Origin of the sequence: Bradyrhizobium guangzhouense (genome assembly GCF_004114955.1) — a bacterium.
GTDB lineage: Bacteria > Pseudomonadota > Alphaproteobacteria > Rhizobiales > Xanthobacteraceae > Bradyrhizobium > Bradyrhizobium guangzhouense.
The window spans coordinates 5,421,446-5,438,100 of the sequence record NZ_CP030053.1; the positions used below are offsets into that span (position 1 = coordinate 5,421,446).

At 63.8% G+C, this 16,655-nt stretch carries 22 protein-coding genes; 9 read left to right on the forward strand and 13 right to left on the reverse strand.

Going from position 1 to position 16,655, the window contains the following annotated elements:
• Positions 1-11: 11 nt before the first annotated feature.
• Positions 12-206, reverse strand: coding sequence for a hypothetical protein (locus tag XH91_RS25930; RefSeq protein ID WP_128953217.1), 195 nt, complete (start codon positions 204-206; stop codon positions 12-14).
• Entirely contained in the window at positions 190-348 is a 159-nt protein-coding gene (locus XH91_RS39015) for a hypothetical protein (protein ID WP_164934175.1), read from the reverse strand. Before XH91_RS39015 ends, XH91_RS25930 begins: the two co-directional genes overlap by 17 nt.
• Positions 349-521: 173 nt before the next feature.
• Here XH91_RS39015 and XH91_RS25935 point away from each other — a divergent pair, with 173 nt between their 5' ends.
• Entirely contained in the window at positions 522-764 is a 243-nt protein-coding gene (locus tag XH91_RS25935) for a hypothetical protein (protein ID WP_164934174.1), read from the forward strand.
• Positions 765-899: 135 nt separating this feature from the next.
• On the opposite strand, the gene XH91_RS25940 is transcribed toward XH91_RS25935, so the two are convergent.
• The 3 genes from XH91_RS25940 to XH91_RS25945 all read right to left on the reverse strand — a co-directional run bounded on the left by XH91_RS25940 (position 900) and on the right by XH91_RS25945 (position 1,636).
• Positions 900-1,106, reverse strand: a complete 207-nt coding sequence (locus XH91_RS25940; RefSeq protein WP_128953218.1) for a hypothetical protein — start codon at positions 1,104-1,106, stop codon at positions 900-902.
• Between the two features lie 84 nt (positions 1,107-1,190).
• Positions 1,191-1,322 carry a hypothetical protein gene (locus XH91_RS39925; protein ID WP_271606962.1) on the reverse strand — a complete coding sequence of 44 codons (132 nt, stop codon included), beginning with the start codon at positions 1,320-1,322 and terminating at the stop codon, positions 1,191-1,193.
• A gap of 119 nt (positions 1,323-1,441) precedes the next feature.
• Positions 1,442-1,636, reverse strand: coding sequence for a hypothetical protein (locus tag XH91_RS25945; protein WP_128953219.1), 195 nt, complete (start codon positions 1,634-1,636; stop codon positions 1,442-1,444).
• 96 nt (positions 1,637-1,732) lie between these two features.
• On the opposite strand from XH91_RS25945, the gene XH91_RS25950 reads away from it, so the two are divergent.
• Entirely contained in the window at positions 1,733-2,245 is a 513-nt protein-coding gene (locus tag XH91_RS25950; protein WP_128954996.1) for a DUF4142 domain-containing protein, read from the forward strand.
• Positions 2,246-2,250: 5 nt separating this feature from the next.
• On the opposite strand, the gene XH91_RS25955 is transcribed toward XH91_RS25950, so the two are convergent.
• Positions 2,251-2,547: a hypothetical protein gene (locus XH91_RS25955; RefSeq protein WP_128953220.1), complete on the reverse strand. Its 297-nt coding sequence runs from the start codon at positions 2,545-2,547 to the stop codon at positions 2,251-2,253.
• 293 nt (positions 2,548-2,840) lie between these two features.
• Between XH91_RS25955 and XH91_RS25960 the strand changes: the two genes are divergently transcribed.
• Together XH91_RS25960 and XH91_RS25965 are read left to right on the forward strand one after the other, a co-directional pair.
• Complete coding sequence (locus XH91_RS25960) at positions 2,841-9,134, forward strand: HAMP domain-containing protein (protein WP_128953221.1); 6,294 nt, start codon at positions 2,841-2,843, stop codon at positions 9,132-9,134.
• A 14-nt stretch (positions 9,135-9,148) separates the two neighbouring features.
• Positions 9,149-10,642: an HWE histidine kinase domain-containing protein gene (locus XH91_RS25965; protein ID WP_128953222.1), complete on the forward strand. Its 1,494-nt coding sequence runs from the start codon at positions 9,149-9,151 to the stop codon at positions 10,640-10,642.
• On the opposite strand, the gene XH91_RS25970 is transcribed toward XH91_RS25965, so the two are convergent.
• The gene (locus tag XH91_RS25970; RefSeq protein WP_128953223.1) at positions 10,639-10,860 is read right to left on the reverse strand and encodes a hypothetical protein; all 222 of its coding nucleotides are present in this window, start codon (positions 10,858-10,860) and stop codon (positions 10,639-10,641) included. The two genes, XH91_RS25965 and XH91_RS25970, sit on opposite strands and share 4 nt — an antisense overlap.
• Positions 10,861-11,001: 141 nt before the next feature.
• On the opposite strand from XH91_RS25970, the gene XH91_RS25975 reads away from it, so the two are divergent.
• Together XH91_RS25975 and XH91_RS25980 are read left to right on the forward strand one after the other, a co-directional pair.
• Positions 11,002-11,271, forward strand: coding sequence for a hypothetical protein (locus tag XH91_RS25975; protein WP_128953224.1), 270 nt, complete (start codon positions 11,002-11,004; stop codon positions 11,269-11,271).
• A 94-nt stretch (positions 11,272-11,365) separates the two neighbouring features.
• Positions 11,366-11,602, forward strand: a complete 237-nt coding sequence (locus tag XH91_RS25980; protein ID WP_128953225.1) for a hypothetical protein — start codon at positions 11,366-11,368, stop codon at positions 11,600-11,602.
• A 72-nt stretch (positions 11,603-11,674) separates the two neighbouring features.
• Here the strand turns inward: XH91_RS25980 and XH91_RS25985 are convergent, their stop codons facing one another.
• Genes XH91_RS25985 through XH91_RS25995 form a run of 3 tightly spaced genes read right to left on the reverse strand, consistent with a single transcriptional unit; the run spans position 11,675 to position 12,355 of the window.
• The gene (locus XH91_RS25985; RefSeq protein ID WP_128953226.1) at positions 11,675-11,875 is read right to left on the reverse strand and encodes a hypothetical protein; all 201 of its coding nucleotides are present in this window, start codon (positions 11,873-11,875) and stop codon (positions 11,675-11,677) included.
• 60 nt (positions 11,876-11,935) lie between these two features.
• Positions 11,936-12,121: a hypothetical protein gene (locus XH91_RS25990; protein WP_128954997.1), complete on the reverse strand. Its 186-nt coding sequence runs from the start codon at positions 12,119-12,121 to the stop codon at positions 11,936-11,938.
• A 24-nt stretch (positions 12,122-12,145) separates the two neighbouring features.
• The gene (locus XH91_RS25995) at positions 12,146-12,355 is read right to left on the reverse strand and encodes a hypothetical protein (protein ID WP_128953227.1); all 210 of its coding nucleotides are present in this window, start codon (positions 12,353-12,355) and stop codon (positions 12,146-12,148) included.
• Between the two features lie 115 nt (positions 12,356-12,470).
• On the opposite strand from XH91_RS25995, the gene XH91_RS26000 reads away from it, so the two are divergent.
• Positions 12,471-12,701, forward strand: a complete 231-nt coding sequence (locus XH91_RS26000; protein ID WP_128953228.1) for a DUF3072 domain-containing protein — start codon at positions 12,471-12,473, stop codon at positions 12,699-12,701.
• 76 nt (positions 12,702-12,777) lie between these two features.
• Positions 12,778-13,053: a DUF6496 domain-containing protein gene (locus tag XH91_RS26005; RefSeq protein ID WP_128953229.1), complete on the forward strand. Its 276-nt coding sequence runs from the start codon at positions 12,778-12,780 to the stop codon at positions 13,051-13,053.
• Between the two features lie 12 nt (positions 13,054-13,065).
• Here the strand turns inward: XH91_RS26005 and XH91_RS26010 are convergent, their stop codons facing one another.
• Together XH91_RS26010 and XH91_RS26015 are read right to left on the reverse strand one after the other, a co-directional pair.
• A complete protein-coding gene (locus XH91_RS26010) occupies positions 13,066-13,428 on the reverse strand; it encodes a hypothetical protein (protein ID WP_164934177.1) in 363 nt (120 codons plus the stop codon).
• 272 nt (positions 13,429-13,700) lie between these two features.
• Entirely contained in the window at positions 13,701-15,233 is a 1,533-nt protein-coding gene (locus XH91_RS26015; RefSeq protein ID WP_164934173.1) for a Do family serine endopeptidase, read from the reverse strand.
• A gap of 212 nt (positions 15,234-15,445) precedes the next feature.
• Between XH91_RS26015 and XH91_RS26020 the strand changes: the two genes are divergently transcribed.
• Positions 15,446-16,279: a universal stress protein gene (locus XH91_RS26020; RefSeq protein ID WP_128953231.1), complete on the forward strand. Its 834-nt coding sequence runs from the start codon at positions 15,446-15,448 to the stop codon at positions 16,277-16,279.
• Between the two features lie 21 nt (positions 16,280-16,300).
• Here XH91_RS26020 and XH91_RS26025 read toward each other — a convergent pair whose 3' ends face one another.
• Positions 16,301-16,513 carry a hypothetical protein gene (locus tag XH91_RS26025; RefSeq protein WP_128953232.1) on the reverse strand — a complete coding sequence of 71 codons (213 nt, stop codon included), beginning with the start codon at positions 16,511-16,513 and terminating at the stop codon, positions 16,301-16,303.
• Between the last annotated feature and the right edge of the window lie 142 nt (positions 16,514-16,655).

A 16,655-nucleotide genomic window follows, 5' to 3' on the forward strand; every position in this document is an offset into this window, starting at 1 on the left:
GCCGAGGGCGATCAGCGCGAAGCCGCGGCCGCTTCCCGCAACATCAGGAAACCGTGCATCTCGGCTGCAGTTTTCAACTGCTCGAGGCGCGCCACGACAGCCTCGCGCTGCCCACCGTCCGGCAGGCGCGCCAGCTCTTCCTCGAGCCGCCGCCTCTGCTCGTCGAGACGCTGTTCGAACGTATGGGGCTCAGATCGTTTTCGCATTATCTGTCCTCGGGGGTTGCAAGCCTGGGCTGTTGGCCCAGCGCTCGACCTGGTCGATGACCTTCTGGTGGCTGGGACGTACCGGCTTTGGACCTTCGGGCTCATCGGAAAGCTTGCGGGGTAACCTGACTTCATCTGTCATGGCCCATCTCCCTTTCCAAAAAGAATGCGCCAGGCCCCAACTCGGTTCAATATTAAAATATTGATTTTACTGAGTGTTTTTACTCATTTGGGGATTTTTCCGACTCTTGTGGAACTCGCGGCGACCTCGTCCATTGAGTAAACTACTCAAACTCATCAATTTATGTGGTCGCTATGAATGACCTTCGCGCGGAGCGCCTTCAGGTCATGCTTTCCCCGGAAGAGCTGGCCGCGGTTGACGATTTCCGGTTCAAGCACCGCATGCCGACGCGTGCGGCAGCGGTCCGTGAGCTTCTGAAGCTGGGGCTGGCCGCCGTGGGCAGTGATGCAGTCCCCGGGGTCAAGTCGAGCAGCTTCGGCGTATTCGGCCGCGGGCCGGATGGGCACACACAGGGCGATCCCGACGGCGGGAGCTGATCACAGCCTCACCGCAAAACGGCCCCGGCACGTTGGGTGCCAGGGCCGTCCTGGAGATTGCTTCCGGAGCACCGGGGGCATGTCACCGAAAGCAACCAGTCGACTCGTCGTCAGAGGATTCGTTCCTCGCGAAATCTAGCCGCTTGGAGCAGCGCCGGAATCATCCGGCGTCATGCCCGAGCCCGGCGTCTTGCTGTCGTCGTTGAGCTTGGGATCTCGCGTCGCTTCGCGCGATGGCGAACCGTCCTGGCTTGTCTTGTGGACGGTTTGCGCACGCTGCTTGTCGCGCGGCTGATCCTCCGCCCGCTTGTCCTTGACGATGCCGTGGTCGGAATGTGCCATGATGTCCTCTCGCTTCTTCCGGTGCCTCGAAGCGCTTACGCTTCCATGCATCGAATGTTCCTATGAGCGCGAGAGGCTGCGGCGCTAGCTGTGCGCCGCGTGCACCGCCACGGATGCGTTTTCCTGATGCACCTGCCGGACCGTCGTCACCGTCGCAAACGCAACCGAAACGCCAAAGGCGAGAATGAGCGAGAGAAGTGCCAGACGTGGGGCCATTGCAAAACCTCCTTCTGGAGTCAAAAAAATAACGCAGCGGACAATTCCTGGATGATCGTGGATTGCACCAGCTTATTCCGTGAGCAGCCTCACACGCGGATGCACGAAAACGAGAGCGATCATGCGCCCTGGCTTTGCAGGACGCTGACCTTGACTGGCGGGACTTCGCCGTCGAGCCAGTCCTGCTCTTGTGCCAAAGCCGTCCAGGCATCCGCCATGCGCGAATATCTGTTATAGGCGGGCCGCCCTTCCGATCGCTCGGCCAATTGCAGGCAGTTCTCGGCGTTGTCCCTGAAGATATCAGACTGTTTCATGCCTTTGACGTGGGTACGGAACCCCTCGCCTGCAACCGCCCTTACGGGATCGTAACCTCCGCCGGAACATTGCACGTTACAGGTCATTGGATAGTCATGAGGATATTCGTGGCGATCATCCTGGCGTTGATCAGCACCGCGGCGCTTGCCGACAGCAGCGGCGAGCAAACGCGCGGAGATCGTGTGCCTGACGCCACCGACGTCATCAGCGGCCTTTACAGCTTCAGCCGCTTCCAGCAAGGCCTGTTGGAGAGTACCGACCTGAAGGGCAATGCGGAAGTCAAGAACCTCGCCGCCCTTCGCGCTGAAGAAGCGGCCAAGCGCGACAAGGCGCTGAAACAAATTCAGGATACAATCGGCGCCGAGCCGCGCGTGAGCAAGGCGACGTCAGCCAGCATCAGCCTTGCAAAACCCGATGATGCCGAGGGGCCGGCCTACGTCAGAACTTTCTATGCCGCCCAGATACCTGAATACGAGTCCACGATCGCCCTGCTCGAGCGCTATCTGAGGACGCCTGACAATCCCGCGCTCGCGTCCTTCGCCCGCGAGTACCTCCCCCTGCTGCGCGCGCAGTTGAAGGACGCGGAGCGCACCATGGCCGACAAGTAGCGGGCCTATTTGTCCTCCGGATGATGTTGCTGATCCATCGGGCGCACAGCGCGATTGCTGTCGGGCATGTTGTCCCGGCCGGCGTCGCCATTGGCGTCCTTGCCGCCCGAGGTCGACGTGCCGCTGCCACTGGGGTTCGACTTGGTGGCGGTCCCCGTGGTCTGCGAGCCTGCATGCGGCGTGGCGGAGCTGGCGGCTGGATCTCCGGTGGCGGCGCCGCGCCCGCTGGGCGCGCCGGCCTGCGCCAGCGCCGATCCCGTTGCGAATAACCCGGCGATGAGGACGCCCAATCCAGCTTTCATATGCGCTCTCCCTGTGTTTGCAGGGCTAACCTCAGGACCTGTCCCGACGTTCCTAAGCCGGGCCGGGGGTTTCAGGATTGGAACATCCCCACGCCTTCTTAAGCCTCGATAATTTTTAGGCAATCGGATGGAACTCTCGATAACCTTCGCCGTTAGCTTGGCCGGGCTGAGCATGGCAGGTTCCAATTCCTCGCGTCACTTCCTTGGCGCTTGATTTCGAATTTGGCTGACGCTCTAGTTTGATCAGGCGCGTCACGCCATAGGATTCGGCCGACGCTTGCGGGGGAATCAGTATGAGCGACCTCGATCCCGGAACTGCATCACGCTCCGGTCGTCGCGTTCCGAAACCCAAACCCAACGGCACCTCGGAGCCGGATTCCCGGCAGGAGCTGCTGCTCGTGCTCCAGGCCATGCGCAGCGGCGATTTCTCCGTGCGCATGAGCGGCGATTATCTCGGCATCGACGGCAAGATCGCCGACACGTTCAACGAAATCATCGCGGCCAACCAGCGCATGGCCCAGCAGCTCGAGCTGGTCGGCCAGGTGGTGGGACGCGAAGGCAAGACCCGCCAGCGCGTCAAGTTCGGCCTCGCCTCCGGCTCCTGGGCCGACATGGAAGGCTCCGTCAACACGTTGATCGACGATCTGCTCTGGCCGACGCGCGAGGTGACGCGCGCCGTGGCGGCCGTGGCGCAGGGCGACCTGCTTCAGACCGTCAAGCTCGACGTCGACGGCCGCCCGCTGCGCGGCGAATTCCTGCAATCGGCGACCATCGTCAACACGATGATCAAGCAGCTCGGCGTGTTCACCTCCGAAGTGACGCGCGTCGCGCGCGAGGTCGGCACCGAGGGCAAGCTCGGCGGCCAGGCCCAGGTGCCCGAAGTGACCGGCGTCTGGAAGGACTTGACCGAGAGCGTCAACTCGATGGCGAACAACCTGACCAACCAGGTTCGTAACATCGCCGAGGTGACGATCGCCGTCGCCAACGGCGACCTGTCGAAGAAGATCACCGTCGACGTGCGCGGCGAGATCCTTCAGCTCAAGGAAGCCATCAACACGATGGTGGACCAGCTGCGCTCCTTCGCCTCGGAAGTGACGCGCGTGGCGCGCGAGGTCGGCACCGACGGCAAGCTCGGCGGCCAGGCCATCGTGCCCGGCGTGGCCGGCACATGGAAGGATCTGACCGACTCCGTCAACGCGATGTGCGGCAATCTCACCGCGCAGGTTCGCAACATCGCCAACGTGACGACCGCGGTCGCGCGCGGCGACTTGTCCCGCAAGATCACCGTGGACGTGCGCGGCGAAATCCTGGAGCTGAAGGACACCATCAACACCATGGTGGACCAGCTCAACTCGTTCGCCTCCGAAGTGACGCGCGTGGCGCGTGAGGTCGGCACCGAAGGCAAGCTCGGCGGCCAGGCCCAGGTGCCCGGTGTGGCCGGCACCTGGAAGGACCTCACCGACAACGTCAACTTCATGGCGTCGAACCTGACCGCGCAGGTCCGCAACATCGCCGACGTCGCGACCGCCATCGCCGGCGGCGACCTGTCGAAGAAGATCACGGTGAACGTGTCGGGCGAGATCCTTCAGTTGAAGGAAACGCTCAACACCATGGTCGACCAGCTCAACGCCTTCGCCGGCGAAGTGACGCGCGTCGCGCGCGAGGTCGGCACAGAAGGCCGGCTCGGCGGCCAGGCCAACGTGCTCGGCGTCGCCGGCACCTGGAAGGACCTGACCGAAAGCGTCAACTCGATGGCGTCGAACCTGACGGCGCAGGTCCGCAACATCGCCGAGGTGACGACGGCGGTCGCCGGCGGCGACTTGTCGAAGAAGATCACGGTGGACGTGCGCGGCGAAATTCTGGAGCTGAAGGACACCATCAACACCATGGTGGACCAGCTCAACGCCTTCGCCGGCGAAGTGACGCGCGTGGCGCGCGAGGTCGGCACCGAAGGCAAGCTCGGCGGCCAGGCCCAGGTGCGCGGCGTCGCCGGCACCTGGAAGGATCTGACGGACTCGGTCAATTCGATGGCCTCGAACCTCACCGGCCAGGTCCGCAACATCGCCGACGTCGCGACCGCGGTCGCCAAGGGCGATTTGTCGAAGAAGATCACCGTGAACGTGTCGGGGGAAATCCTTCAGCTGAAGGAAACGCTCAACACCATGGTGGACCAGCTCAACGCGTTCGCCGGCGAAGTCACCCGCGTCGCGCGCGAAGTCGGCACCGAGGGCAAGCTCGGCGGTCAGGCGCAGGTTCCCGGCGTCGCCGGCACCTGGAAGGACCTCACCGACAACGTCAACTCGATGGCGGGCAACCTCACCGCCCAGGTCCGCAACATCGCCGAGGTCGCGACCGCGATCGCCGGCGGCGACCTCTCGCGCAAGATCACGGTGGACGTGCGCGGCGAGATCCTTCAGCTGAAGGACACCCTCAACACGATGGTCGACCAGCTCAACCGCTTCGCGGGCGAGGTGACGCGCGTGGCGCGCGAGGTCGGCACCGAAGGCCGCCTCGGCGGCCAGGCCAACGTGCCCGGCGTCGCCGGCACCTGGAAGGACCTGACGGATAGCGTGAACTCGATGGCGGGCAACCTGACCGCCCAGGTCCGCAACATCGCCGAAGTCACCACCGCCGTGGCGCGCGGCGACTTGTCGCGCAAGATCACCGTGGACGTGAAGGGCGAAATCCTCGAGCTGAAGAACACCATCAACACCATGGTGGACCAGCTCAACGGCTTCGCCGGCGAGGTGACACGCGTCGCGCGCGAGGTCGGCACCGAAGGCAAGCTCGGCGGCCAGGCCGAAGTGCCCGGCGTTGCCGGCACCTGGAAGGACCTCACCGACAACGTCAACTTCATGGCCTCGAACCTGACGGCGCAGGTCCGCAACATCGCCGAGGTCGCAACCGCGATCGCCGGCGGCGACCTGTCCAAGAAGATCACGGTGGACGTCCGCGGCGAGATCCTGCTGCTCAAGGACACCCTCAACACCATGGTGGAGCAGCTGCGCTCCTTCGCCGCCGAAGTGACGCGCGTGGCGCGCGAGGTCGGCACCGAAGGCCGGCTCGGCGGTCAGGCCGTCGTGCCCGGCGTCGGTGGCACCTGGAAGGACCTCACCGACAACGTCAACCTGCTGGCGGCGAACCTCACGACACAAGTCCGCAACATCGCCGAAGTCACCACCGCCGTGGCGCGCGGCGACCTGTCGCGCAAGATCACCGTGGACGTGAAGGGCGAAATCCTCGAGCTGAAAAACACCATCAACACCATGGTGGACCAGCTCAACGCGTTCGCCGGCGAAGTGACGCGCGTGGCGCGCGAAGTCGGCACCGAGGGCGAGCTCGGCGGTCAGGCCCAGGTGCCTGGTGTCGCCGGCACCTGGAAGGACCTCACCGACACCGTCAACTTCATGGCGGCGAACCTGACCGAGCAAGTCCGCGGCATCGTCAAGGTGGTGACCGCGGTCGCCAACGGCGACCTCAAGCAGAACCTCACCGTGAAGTCGAAGGGCGAGGTCGCGGCGCTCGCCGACACCATCAACAACATGACCGAGACGCTGGCGACCTTCGCCGACCAGGTGACGTCGGTGGCGCGCGAAGTCGGCGTCGAAGGCCGTCTCGGCGGCCAGGCCGACGTGCCCGGCGCGGCCGGCACCTGGAAGGACCTCACCGGCAACGTCAACCTGCTGGCGGCCAACCTCACCTCCCAGGTGCGCGCGATCGCGGAAGTCGCGACCGCCGTGACCAAGGGCGACCTGACGCGATCGATCCAGGTCGACGCCCGCGGCGAGGTCGCGGAGCTGAAGGACAACATCAACACGATGATCACGAACCTCCGTCTGACGACGGAGCTGAACACCGAGCAGGACTGGCTCAAGACCAACCTCGCCAAGTTCACCAACATGCTGCAGGGCCAGCGCGATCTCGCCACCGTCGGCCGGTTGCTGCTGACCGAGCTGTCGCCGCTGGTGAACGCCCATACCGGCGTGATCTACCAGGTCGAGAACGAAGACAGTCCGCAACTGCTGCTGCTCGCCTCCTATGCCGGCGACGGCGTCTATCCCTATCAGCGCGTGCTGCAATTCGGCGACGGCCTGATCGGCCAGTGCGCGGTCGACCGGCGTCCGCGCGTCGTCGCCGACATCCCCGCCGACGTGGTGCCGATCAACTCGGCGCTGCTGCGCGTCGCGCCGAAGAACCTCGTGGTGCTGCCGGTGCTGTTCGAGGGCCAGGTCAAGGCGGTGATCGAGCTCGCCTCGCTCACATCGTTCACGACCTCGCAGATGACGTTCCTGGAGCAGCTCACCGACTCCATCGGCATCGTGCTCAACTCGATCGAAGCGACGATGCAGACCGAAGGCCTGCTCAAGCAGTCGCAGCAGCTCGCCGGCGAGCTGCAGACGCAGCAGCGCGAATTGCAGCAGACCAACGACCAGCTCGAGCAGAAGGCGCAGCAGCTCGCCGAGCGCAATGTCGAGGTCGAGCGCAAGAACCAGGAAATCGAGCAGGCCCGCCGCGCGCTCGAGGAAAAGGCGACCGAGCTCGCGCTGACCTCGAAGTACAAGTCGGAATTCCTGGCCAATATGAGCCACGAGCTGCGCACGCCGCTGAACTCGATCCTGATCCTCGGACAGCAGCTCACCGACAATCCGGACGGCAACCTCTCGGCCAAGCAGGTCGAATTTGCCCGCACCATCCACGGCGCCGGCACCGACCTGCTCAACCTCATCAGCGACATTCTCGATCTCTCCAAGATCGAGTCGGGAACGGTGACGGTCGATGCCGAGGAGATCCTCACCGCGAACCTGCTCGAGACGGTCGGGCGGCCGTTCCGGCACGAGGCGGAGAACCGCAATCTGTCGTTCAAGATCGACCTCGATCCGAACCTCGCCCGCAGCATCGTCACCGATTCCAAGCGCCTGCAGCAGGTGCTGAAGAACCTGCTCTCTAACGCCTTCAAGTTCACCGGCGAAGGCGAAGTGCGGCTGAAGGTCGCCGGCGCGCTCGGCGGCTGGGGTCCCGATCATCCGGTCCTGAACTCCGCGCCGGCCGTGATCGCCTTCGAGGTCTCGGACACCGGCATCGGCATCCCGCTGGAGAAGCAGAAGCTGATCTTCGAGGCGTTCCAGCAGGCGGACGCCGGCACCAGCCGCAAATATGGCGGCACCGGTCTTGGCCTTGCCATCAGCCGCGAGCTTGCGAGCCTGCTCGGCGGCGAAATCCATCTGCGCAGCGCTCCCGGCAAGGGCTCGACCTTCACGCTGTACCTGCCGCTGAAATATTCCGGTCCGACGCTGGCACCGCGCGCGCCCGCGGCGCAGCAATATAACCAACCGCCTGCGCTCCAGCCGGCGACAGCTGTGCCCGAACGCGTCATCGAGCAGCTGCCCGACGATCGCCTCAATCTCGAGCCCGGCGACAGCATCCTCTTGATCGTGGAGGACGACCCGCATTATGCCCGCATCCTGGTCGACCTCGCGCGGGACAAGGGTTTCAAGGTTCTGGTCGCCGCGCGCGGCGCAGAGGCGCTCGAGCTTGCGAAACAGTATCAGCCGCGCGCCGTTTCGCTCGACGTGTTCCTGCCGGACATGCTCGGATGGACGGTGCTGAGCCAGCTCAAGCACAATCCGCTGACGCGCCACATTCCGGTGCAGATCATCACGCTCGACGAGGATCGCCAGCATGCGCTGGCGCGCGGCGCCTTCTCCTTCGTCAACAAGCCGACGACCACCGAAGGCGTTTCCGCGGCGCTGACGCAGATCAAGGAATATGCGCGTCCCAGGCGCAAACGGCTGCTGATCGTCGAGGACAACGAGGCCGAGCAGCTGTCGATCCGCGAGCTGCTGCATCATGACGATATCGAGATCGTCACCACCGATACCGGCGCGGGTGCACTCTCGACACTTCGCGAGGCGCCATGCGATTGCGTGGTGCTCGATTTGCGCCTGCCCGACATGAGCGGCTTCGAGGTGCTGGACCAGATCCGCCGCGACGAAGCCCTCTCAAACGTTCCGGTCGTCGTGTTCACCGGCCGCGAGCTGTCGGCGGAAGAAGATGCCGAGCTCCACACCATGGCGCGCAGCATCGTGGTCAAGGGCGTGGAATCGCCCGAACGTCTGCTCGATGAAACCGCTTTGTTCCTGCACCGGGTGATCACCGAGCTGCCGGTCGAGAAGCAGCGCATGCTGGAGAAGCTCAACAGTTCCGACGAGGACCTGATCGGCAAGACCGCGCTTCTGGTCGACGACGACGCCCGCAACATCTTCGCGCTGTCGAGCGTGCTGGAACGGCGCGGCATGAAGGTGCTGACGGCGACCACCGGGCGCGAGGCGGTGACGCTGGTCGAATCCAACCCGGAAATCGCCATCGTGCTGATGGACATCATGATGCCGCAGATGGATGGCTATCAGACCATCGGCGTGATCCGGGAGAACCCGGCCTTCCTGCGCCTGCCGATCATCGCGCTGACAGCGAAGGCGATGAAGGGCGACCGCGAGAAATGCCTGGAGGCAGGAGCCTCCGATTATCTCGCCAAACCCGTCAACACCGACCAATTGCTGCTTGCAATCCGCATGTGGCTGCACCGTTGAGTTTGGATCCGAGAATGGACCACGAAAAGGTCAACATCCTCCTCGTCGACGACCAGCCGGCCAAGCTGCTCGCCTACGAGGTGATCTTGAAGGAACTCGGTGAGAACCTCGTGATCGCCTCGTCCGGCCGGGAGGCGCTGGAGGTGCTGCTCAAGACCGAGATCGCGGTGATCCTGGTCGACGTCTGCATGCCCGAGCTCGACGGTTTCGAGCTCGCGGCCATGATCCGCGAGCATCCACGCTTCCAGAAGACCGCGATGATCTTCATTTCGGCCATTCAGGTCAGCGACATCGACCGCCTGCGCGGCTACGAGATGGGTGCGGTCGACTACGTTCCCGTGCCTGTCATACCGGAAGTGCTGCGCGCCAAGGTCAAGGTGTTTGCCGAGCTTTATCGCAAGACGCGCGAGCTCGAGCGGCTGAACCAGGATCTCGAGGATCGCGTCCGCGCCCGCACGGCCGAGCTGGAGAACTCCACCGCCAAGCTGCGCGAGAGCGAAGAGCGGCGCACCATGGCCATCGCGGCGGGCAAGATGGGCTCGTGGGACTGGGATTGGGTCAATGGCGACTGGATGTGGGACGAAGGCCAGTATCGCATTTTCGGTGTGACGCCGGAAACGTTCAGCGTCACATCGGTGAATGTCCAGGCGCTGCTGCATCCCGATGATGCCGACCAGTTCAGCAAGGCCATTGCCGCGTTCAACACCGGCTCCCATGCCTATGAAGGTGAATTTCGCATCCGTCGCCCCGACGGCGAGGTGCGCTGGTGCGTCGGCACGGCGGCCGCGACCGTCGACTCCAACGGCCGCGTCGTGCGGGTGAGCGGCGTCACCGTCGATATCACGGAACGCAAGCGCGCCGAGGAACGGCAGAATCTGCTGGCGCGCGAGGTCGATCATCGCGCCAAGAATGCGCTGGCGCTGGCGCAATCGATCGTCCGCCTCACCCGCGCCGAGGAAGTCAAGGCTTACGTCAATGCCGTCGAGGGCCGCATCAATGCGCTCGCGCGCGTGCACACCATCCTCTCGCTGTCGAGCTGGCAGGGCGCCGAGCTCTCCAAGTTGATCGAGGAAGAGGTGGCGCCCTACTCGCTCGGCGGACAGGTCAAGCTTGCGGGTCCCGAAGTGCAGTTGTTGCCGGCCACCGCGCAGACACTGGCCCTGGCGCTGCACGAGCTCTTCACCAATTCGGCCAAGTATGGCGCGCTCTCGACGCGGTCGGGTCGGCTCGCGATCGGCTGGGGAGCCGAGAACGATCTCCTCACCTTGACGTGGGATGAGAGCGGCGGGCCGCTGGTCAGGACGCCGAAATCGCGTGGCTTCGGGACGAGAAGCCTGCTCGCCAGCGTTGAATCCCAGCTTGGCGGACAGGCGCAATTCGATTGGCGTTCGGAGGGCTTGCTGTGTCGTCTCGAAGTCCCCTTGACGAGTAGGACCGCAGCGACGCCGGCGGCGCAGGACAAGTTCGAGACCGGCAGCTCTCCCGAGCTTCAGCGCGCGTCGGGTTAACGCGAGGCGGCAACTTTCAGTCGCGACATCGACCGCGATTCATCGGCGATGCGCCCTTCGAGCCAGGCTTCGGTTTGCGCGAGATCGCGCAGCGCCCTCGCGTAGCGGCGGGCCGCGCTGCGGTCCGCACCGCGCGGCAGCTTGCGCGCCTTGAGCAATATGTCGGCCGCCGCGTTGCGATAGGCCAGCGAGCGGTAGAGAAAGACCACCTTACCCATAGCTGATATTCCCGTGTTGATGGCGCACATCCTCGCAAGGCCGGCATGAACGTCGGATGAAGCGGGTGATGACAAATCCTTCATACGCAATGGAACCCGCAATGACCGCGCGCGTTGCATGCCAGACCGATCGGCAGTTCCATGCGCGCAAAAAAGTCGCCAAAGGGGTCGCCAAGTCTGATCTCGCCCACCGGCGTGATCAAGCTGATGACCCATGCGATGATGGGGGCGGCACTCGGCCTGACGTTTACGCTCGCGCTCATTCTGGTCAATCCCGCGGCTGCAGAATTGCTGAACGATGGCGGCCGTGCGGCGGCCTTCGTGTTCGTTGCCACGATGGTGACGACCTTCGCCATCGGTGCCTCGCTGACGGGCGTCGTGTTCATCCTCAACGAAGACAAGAACTCTTGATGCGGACGTGAAACGCGCGCGACGTTTTTCTTCGGAACTCCTGTGGCAAATGGCGGTTGGCTCCTGCGTCAATTCAACTCAGGGAGTTCCCTACATGAAGACGACCAAGCTCGCTCTCGCCGTGATGTTGGCAACCGGCCTCGCCGCCGCGCCGTTCGCCGCGCAGGCCAAGTCCCACAAGAAGCACCACTCCTCCATGTCGCAGACCACGACGGGAGCGAACATGAAGTCCAAGGGTAGCGAACCGACCCCCCAAGGCGGCACCAACCCTGGTACGGACCAGAGCGGCGGCATGATGAACAACAAGAGCGCTCCGACCAACACCAAGTAGGCTTGCAACCAAGCTCTTGGCGTTCAGGCCCCGCGAGAGCGGGGCCTGTTGCTTGAGCGCCTGGGCATTCGCTCAGGGCCACATCGTCGGTGCGCGGATCAGCGCATCACCACCTACCCGCTTCAACTCGTCGACCGAACTGCGCCCCGAACGGACGAGGTTACGCAATCTCTCAGCAACGCGCTCGCGCGTCGTCGTATCCCATGGGGGCAAGTCTGCGCAGACCTCATCGAGCACCGCCTGCAGCAGGGCAGTCATTTCGGCATCCGGCATGGACGAGCTCCGGCATGTCGCGTTGCGCGACTGCTTTAGCTGCGTCGGATGTCAGGGATGTTAAAGGGGGCGGACGACAGAGCTCGTCTTCACGAGATGATCGAGCTGCGCCCGCTTGCGCGCGATCAGGAGCTGGGCGGTGGCGTCGTCGAGGCCTTCCCGCTGCAATTGCCTGATCGCAGAGCCCAGTTCGAGGATCTCGGCGCGCAGTCTCAGAATCCGGTAGGCGTCCGGGTCTTCCTCCACCACCAGCCTCCCTCCACGAACGCCTCAGCGGCGTACCGGCCTGCTCTCGTTTTTCAGCGGACGGAGGCGCACCCGCTCGCGGATGTCAGGCAGCACCTCGCCGCCGCCCGCAGCCTTCCATTCGCCAATCAGCAGGTTGATTTTCCGGCGCAGGTCAATTTGCGCCCGGGCCCGTTCGGTGCAATCGCGGTCGCGATTGACGAGATCGCGCACGGACGCTTCGACGTCGGCCATCTCCAGCCTCAAGATGCTGATTTTACGTCGAATTTCATTAATTCTGTTGTCCATGGCTTGTTAGAACAAAATAAGAACATATAGTCAAGTCACGAAATCAGGAATGGAGAGCGAGATGCAGGTTCAGGGTAAATACGACGCCAAGGCTTTTGCGGACGCCAAGGCTTTTCCGAATGCCAAGGCTTTTCTGATGGAGCAGATGACCCGGGCGCAAGGGCTGCGGCTCAAGCGGCTCAGCGAAGAGGCCTACCAGCCGGCGCAATACGATCGCGACCTGTCCTTTGCCGAAGCCGCGCGCCGCATCCAGGTGCTGGAAGCAGAGATCGAGCTCGCCAACTCTTTCTGAAGAGGCGCTTCGCAAAGCGCGCTGGAACATTGGGTCAGCGCTCCTGTTCTCTTCCGGAAGCCATGGGAGAGAGCTGATGGCACGCAAAGCAAAGAAGCGCCGCTATTCACGCAGCTCCGGCAGCGATGTCGAGAGCGAGATGCGACGCTACAAGAAGGGCACCGCAAAGAGCGGACGCGGCGGTCGCGGCGGACGCGTGAAGAGCCGCAAACAGGCGATTGCGATCGGCCTGTCCAAAGCGCGCAAGAAGGGCAAGAAGGTGCCGAAGAAGGCGTCGAAGCGGAAGACGTCCAGGAAGACCAGCAAGAAGACGAGCAAGAAGAGCTCGAAGCGCAAATCCTCCAAGCGGTGACGCGGGCCGCTGTCAGATCATGCTGCCGGGCATGAAGCAGCGGATCGAAACGCCGAACACCGTCTTGACCGGCCAGACCATGGTACGGCCGGCCCGGTTTGGCTCGGTGATCACGGCTTCGTCGGGGACGTCGACCCACTCTCCGTCAAGCCGTACCCGGTAATGACCATTGTGCGAGTCCCAATCGGGATCGGCCACGGCAACGCCGTCGGCATCCGAGCAGCACGGACCGAGATGGCTGCGCAAACTGTCGAACCAGGGTTTGAGCGGCGAGTCGGTGAAGCGACCGTCATCGCGCCCCAAGGCGCTTCCGGTCGACAACAGAAAAGGCGCGACGAGCAGCGCAAGCTTCAGCGAGAGCTTCAATCGATCCATGTCGGCACCGATCAAATGCGAACCACCGGCCGGTTCCACAAATCGGCCGGACGTCCGAAGTTCCACTCCTGCAATTTGCCTCGGCAGCTTCGTTGCGGCCGAAGCATAACAGTATTCCAGAGTTTGACGAGCGAACGCGGCTTTTTCGGACGAACCCGTCATCATTGCTGCCGTTAACGAGAATGTTATCGGTGGGCTGTGGGTATCTCGAGAGACGCGCACGAAAAAGGCGGCCCGCAGGCCGCCTTTTGAACTTGCCGTCAAGCTCGATATCAGGCGAGCGGCACTGCGACGAACCGGGTCGCCTCCGCATTCTTCACCTGCAACAGCACGCTGTTCTTGCCGGACGATTTGGCCTGTGCCAGCTCGGAGCGGACCTCACCGACGTTGGAAACAGCCTTGCCGCCGACATTGAGGATGACGTCGCCGGTCTGAATGCCGCGCTGCGCTGCCGGTCCCTGCGGATCGACCTCGGTGACCACGACGCCCTTCTGGCCGGCACCCTGGACTTCACCTGCCGGTGCGAGGCCGAGGCCAAGGCGCGGCGTACCGGGGGTCTGCTCCGTCTTGCCGTCGTCAGCGTTGGCCTGGTGCTCGTTCGGCAGCTCGCCGAGAGCGAGCGTCACCGTCTTGCTGTCGCCCTTGTGGACGACGTCGAGCTTCACGGACGTACCCGGCGCCAGCCCCGCGATGGTGCGGGCGAGATCGCGGGAGTCCTTGATCGCGGTCCCATTGACCGCGGTGATGACGTCGCCCGCCTCGATGCCGGCCTTTGCCGCCGGGCTGCCATCCTGCGGATTGTCGACGATCGCGCCGCGTGCCGCCTTCAAGCCGAGGCTGTCGGCGATCTCCGCGGTCACCGGCTGCACCTGCACACCGAGCCAGCCGCGCGTGACGGCACCCTTGTCCTTGAGCTGCGCGACGACGAGCTTTGCGGTCGAGGCGGGAATGTCGAAGCCGATGCCGACCGATCCGCCGGAGGGCGAGTAGATCGCGGTATTCACGCCAATCACGTTGCCGTTCGTGTCGAAGGCCGGACCGCCGGAATTGCCCTTGTTGATCGGGGCATCGATCTGGATGAAGTCGTCATAGGGGCCGTTGCCGATATCGCGGCCGCTGGCCGAGACGATGCCGGCCGTCACGGTGCCGCCAAGGCCGAACGGATTGCCGACCGCGACCACCCAGTCGCCGATCCGCGGCTTCTGGTCGGAGAATTTCACGAACGGAAAGTCCTTCTTGCCGTCGACCTTGATGAGCGCGAGATCGGTCTTCGGATCGGTGCCGACCACCTTCGCGGTGTAGATCGTACCGTCGTCCATCGTCACCTGCACGGACTCGGCATGGTCGACGACATGGTTGTTGGTGACGGCATAGCCGTCAGCCGAAATGAAGAAGCCGGAGCCCTCGCCGGTGATCACCTGGTGGCGCTGGCGCTGCATACCGTTCATGCCGCCCGGGAAGCGGAAACCGAACTGCCGGAACTGGTCGAGCGGGGAATCTTCGTCCTGATCCATCCGGTTCTGTTGCAGCATCGCATTCTTGTCGTTGTCCTGGTCGATTTTCACCCGCACCGATATGACGGCGGGCTTGACCTTGCTGACAAGGTCGGCAAAGCCCGAGGGCGTTGCGGCGGTCTCGGTGGCGTGCGCTGGCGAGATCAGGGGGCTCACGCCAAAGGACGTGGAAACGGGAGAAGCGACCAACGCGGCTACGCCCAGCGCGGCCACGGTGCCGAGCAGAGCAAGCCGGCGCGGCTTCAGAATTCTGCGGGTTTTGGTAGTGTCGGAATTGTCGCGATCGATCATGTCCAATTCTCCATGTTGGGTAAATCCCCTTGCACCCAACATGGCGATCGCCACCTTACGACGTCCCGTCCGCGCGATTAATTCTTGGCAAAGAAAGTGCGGCCGGCGGCCGCAGGGCAAATTCCTCACCGCAGATTTGATGCAGCTCAACGCGGGCCTTTCGGGTGGTGAAAAACTGCAGCCATCGGATGATGTCCATCGGAGGGGCCGCCATGTACAAAGACATTCTCGTCCACATCCCGACCGAAAGGCCGATGCGCGCCGTCATTGATGGCTCGATCTCGCTCGCAGCCGGCCTCAATGCCCATGTCGATGCCGTCGCGGTCGGCTATGTCGCGAGCACCGCGGCCTATTTGATGGAAGGCGGCGCTGCCGTCGCGGCCGTGTTCGAGATGGAACGCGAGCGCGCGCTGGAACGGGCCGAAGCCGCGCTTGCAGTCTTCAGGAGCGAAGCGGGCAACGCCGATATCTCCTGCACCTGCCACCCGCTCGGCGCGATTCCGGTGGATGCAGCCAATTCGCTCGGCGAGATGGCGCGGCTGCACGACCTCAGCGTCGTGCTTCAACCGGATCCCGAGCAGGTGACGTTCGACAACGATGTCCCTCGCGAGATCCTGTTCCAGGCCGGCGGTCCCGTCCTGTTCCTGCCCTACACCTTCCGCGGGAGCTTCAAGGCAAAGCGGATCGGCATCTGCTGGGACGGCAGCCGCGTCGCGGCGCGTGCGCTTCGCGATGCAGCAACGTTCCTCGCCCGCGCCGAGGACATCGCGATCATTGCGATCAACGAGGCCGACACCGCCCCCGACGCCTCGGCCGGCAATCTGGCCAAGCATCTCGGACGGCGCGGCCTCTCGGCCCGCACGATCAGCCTGTCGGCCACGCGCGCCGATATCCAGCCGACCATCCTGTCACTGGCAGCCGACGAAAACCTGGATCTGCTGGTGATGGGTGGCTATGGCCATTCCCGCTTGCAGGAGCGCTTTCTCGGCGGCGTCACGCGCGCCATGCTCGAAGCCATGACGATCCCGACTCTGATGTCGCACTAGCAAAGGCGCAAGCGGCCGGCATCACGCCGCAGCGGAAGTCTCCCATGCCGCGGCGGCGCTTTCGTCGTCTTCGCGTTGTGCATTGCACGCTTCAAAATGCGCCTTCAGCGCGATCTCGGCGAGATGCTCAAAATGTTCGGCCTGACCGAGCAGCTGCCAGTTCTGCAGCGGCCGATAGGCGGCTTGCTGGCGACAGAGGGACGCCAACGCGCGGTAGCGACGTACGTTTTCCATGAGACCCTCCCTCGCATTTACACCGGGCTTATTGCCCTGATTTGCGTCAGGCCGATGGCGGTTGTGCAAAACATTTTCTGCGCGTACGGCCGGCTTAACCTTGGTTAACTCCAGAGAAATGTGCAGACGCACATTGGTTCCT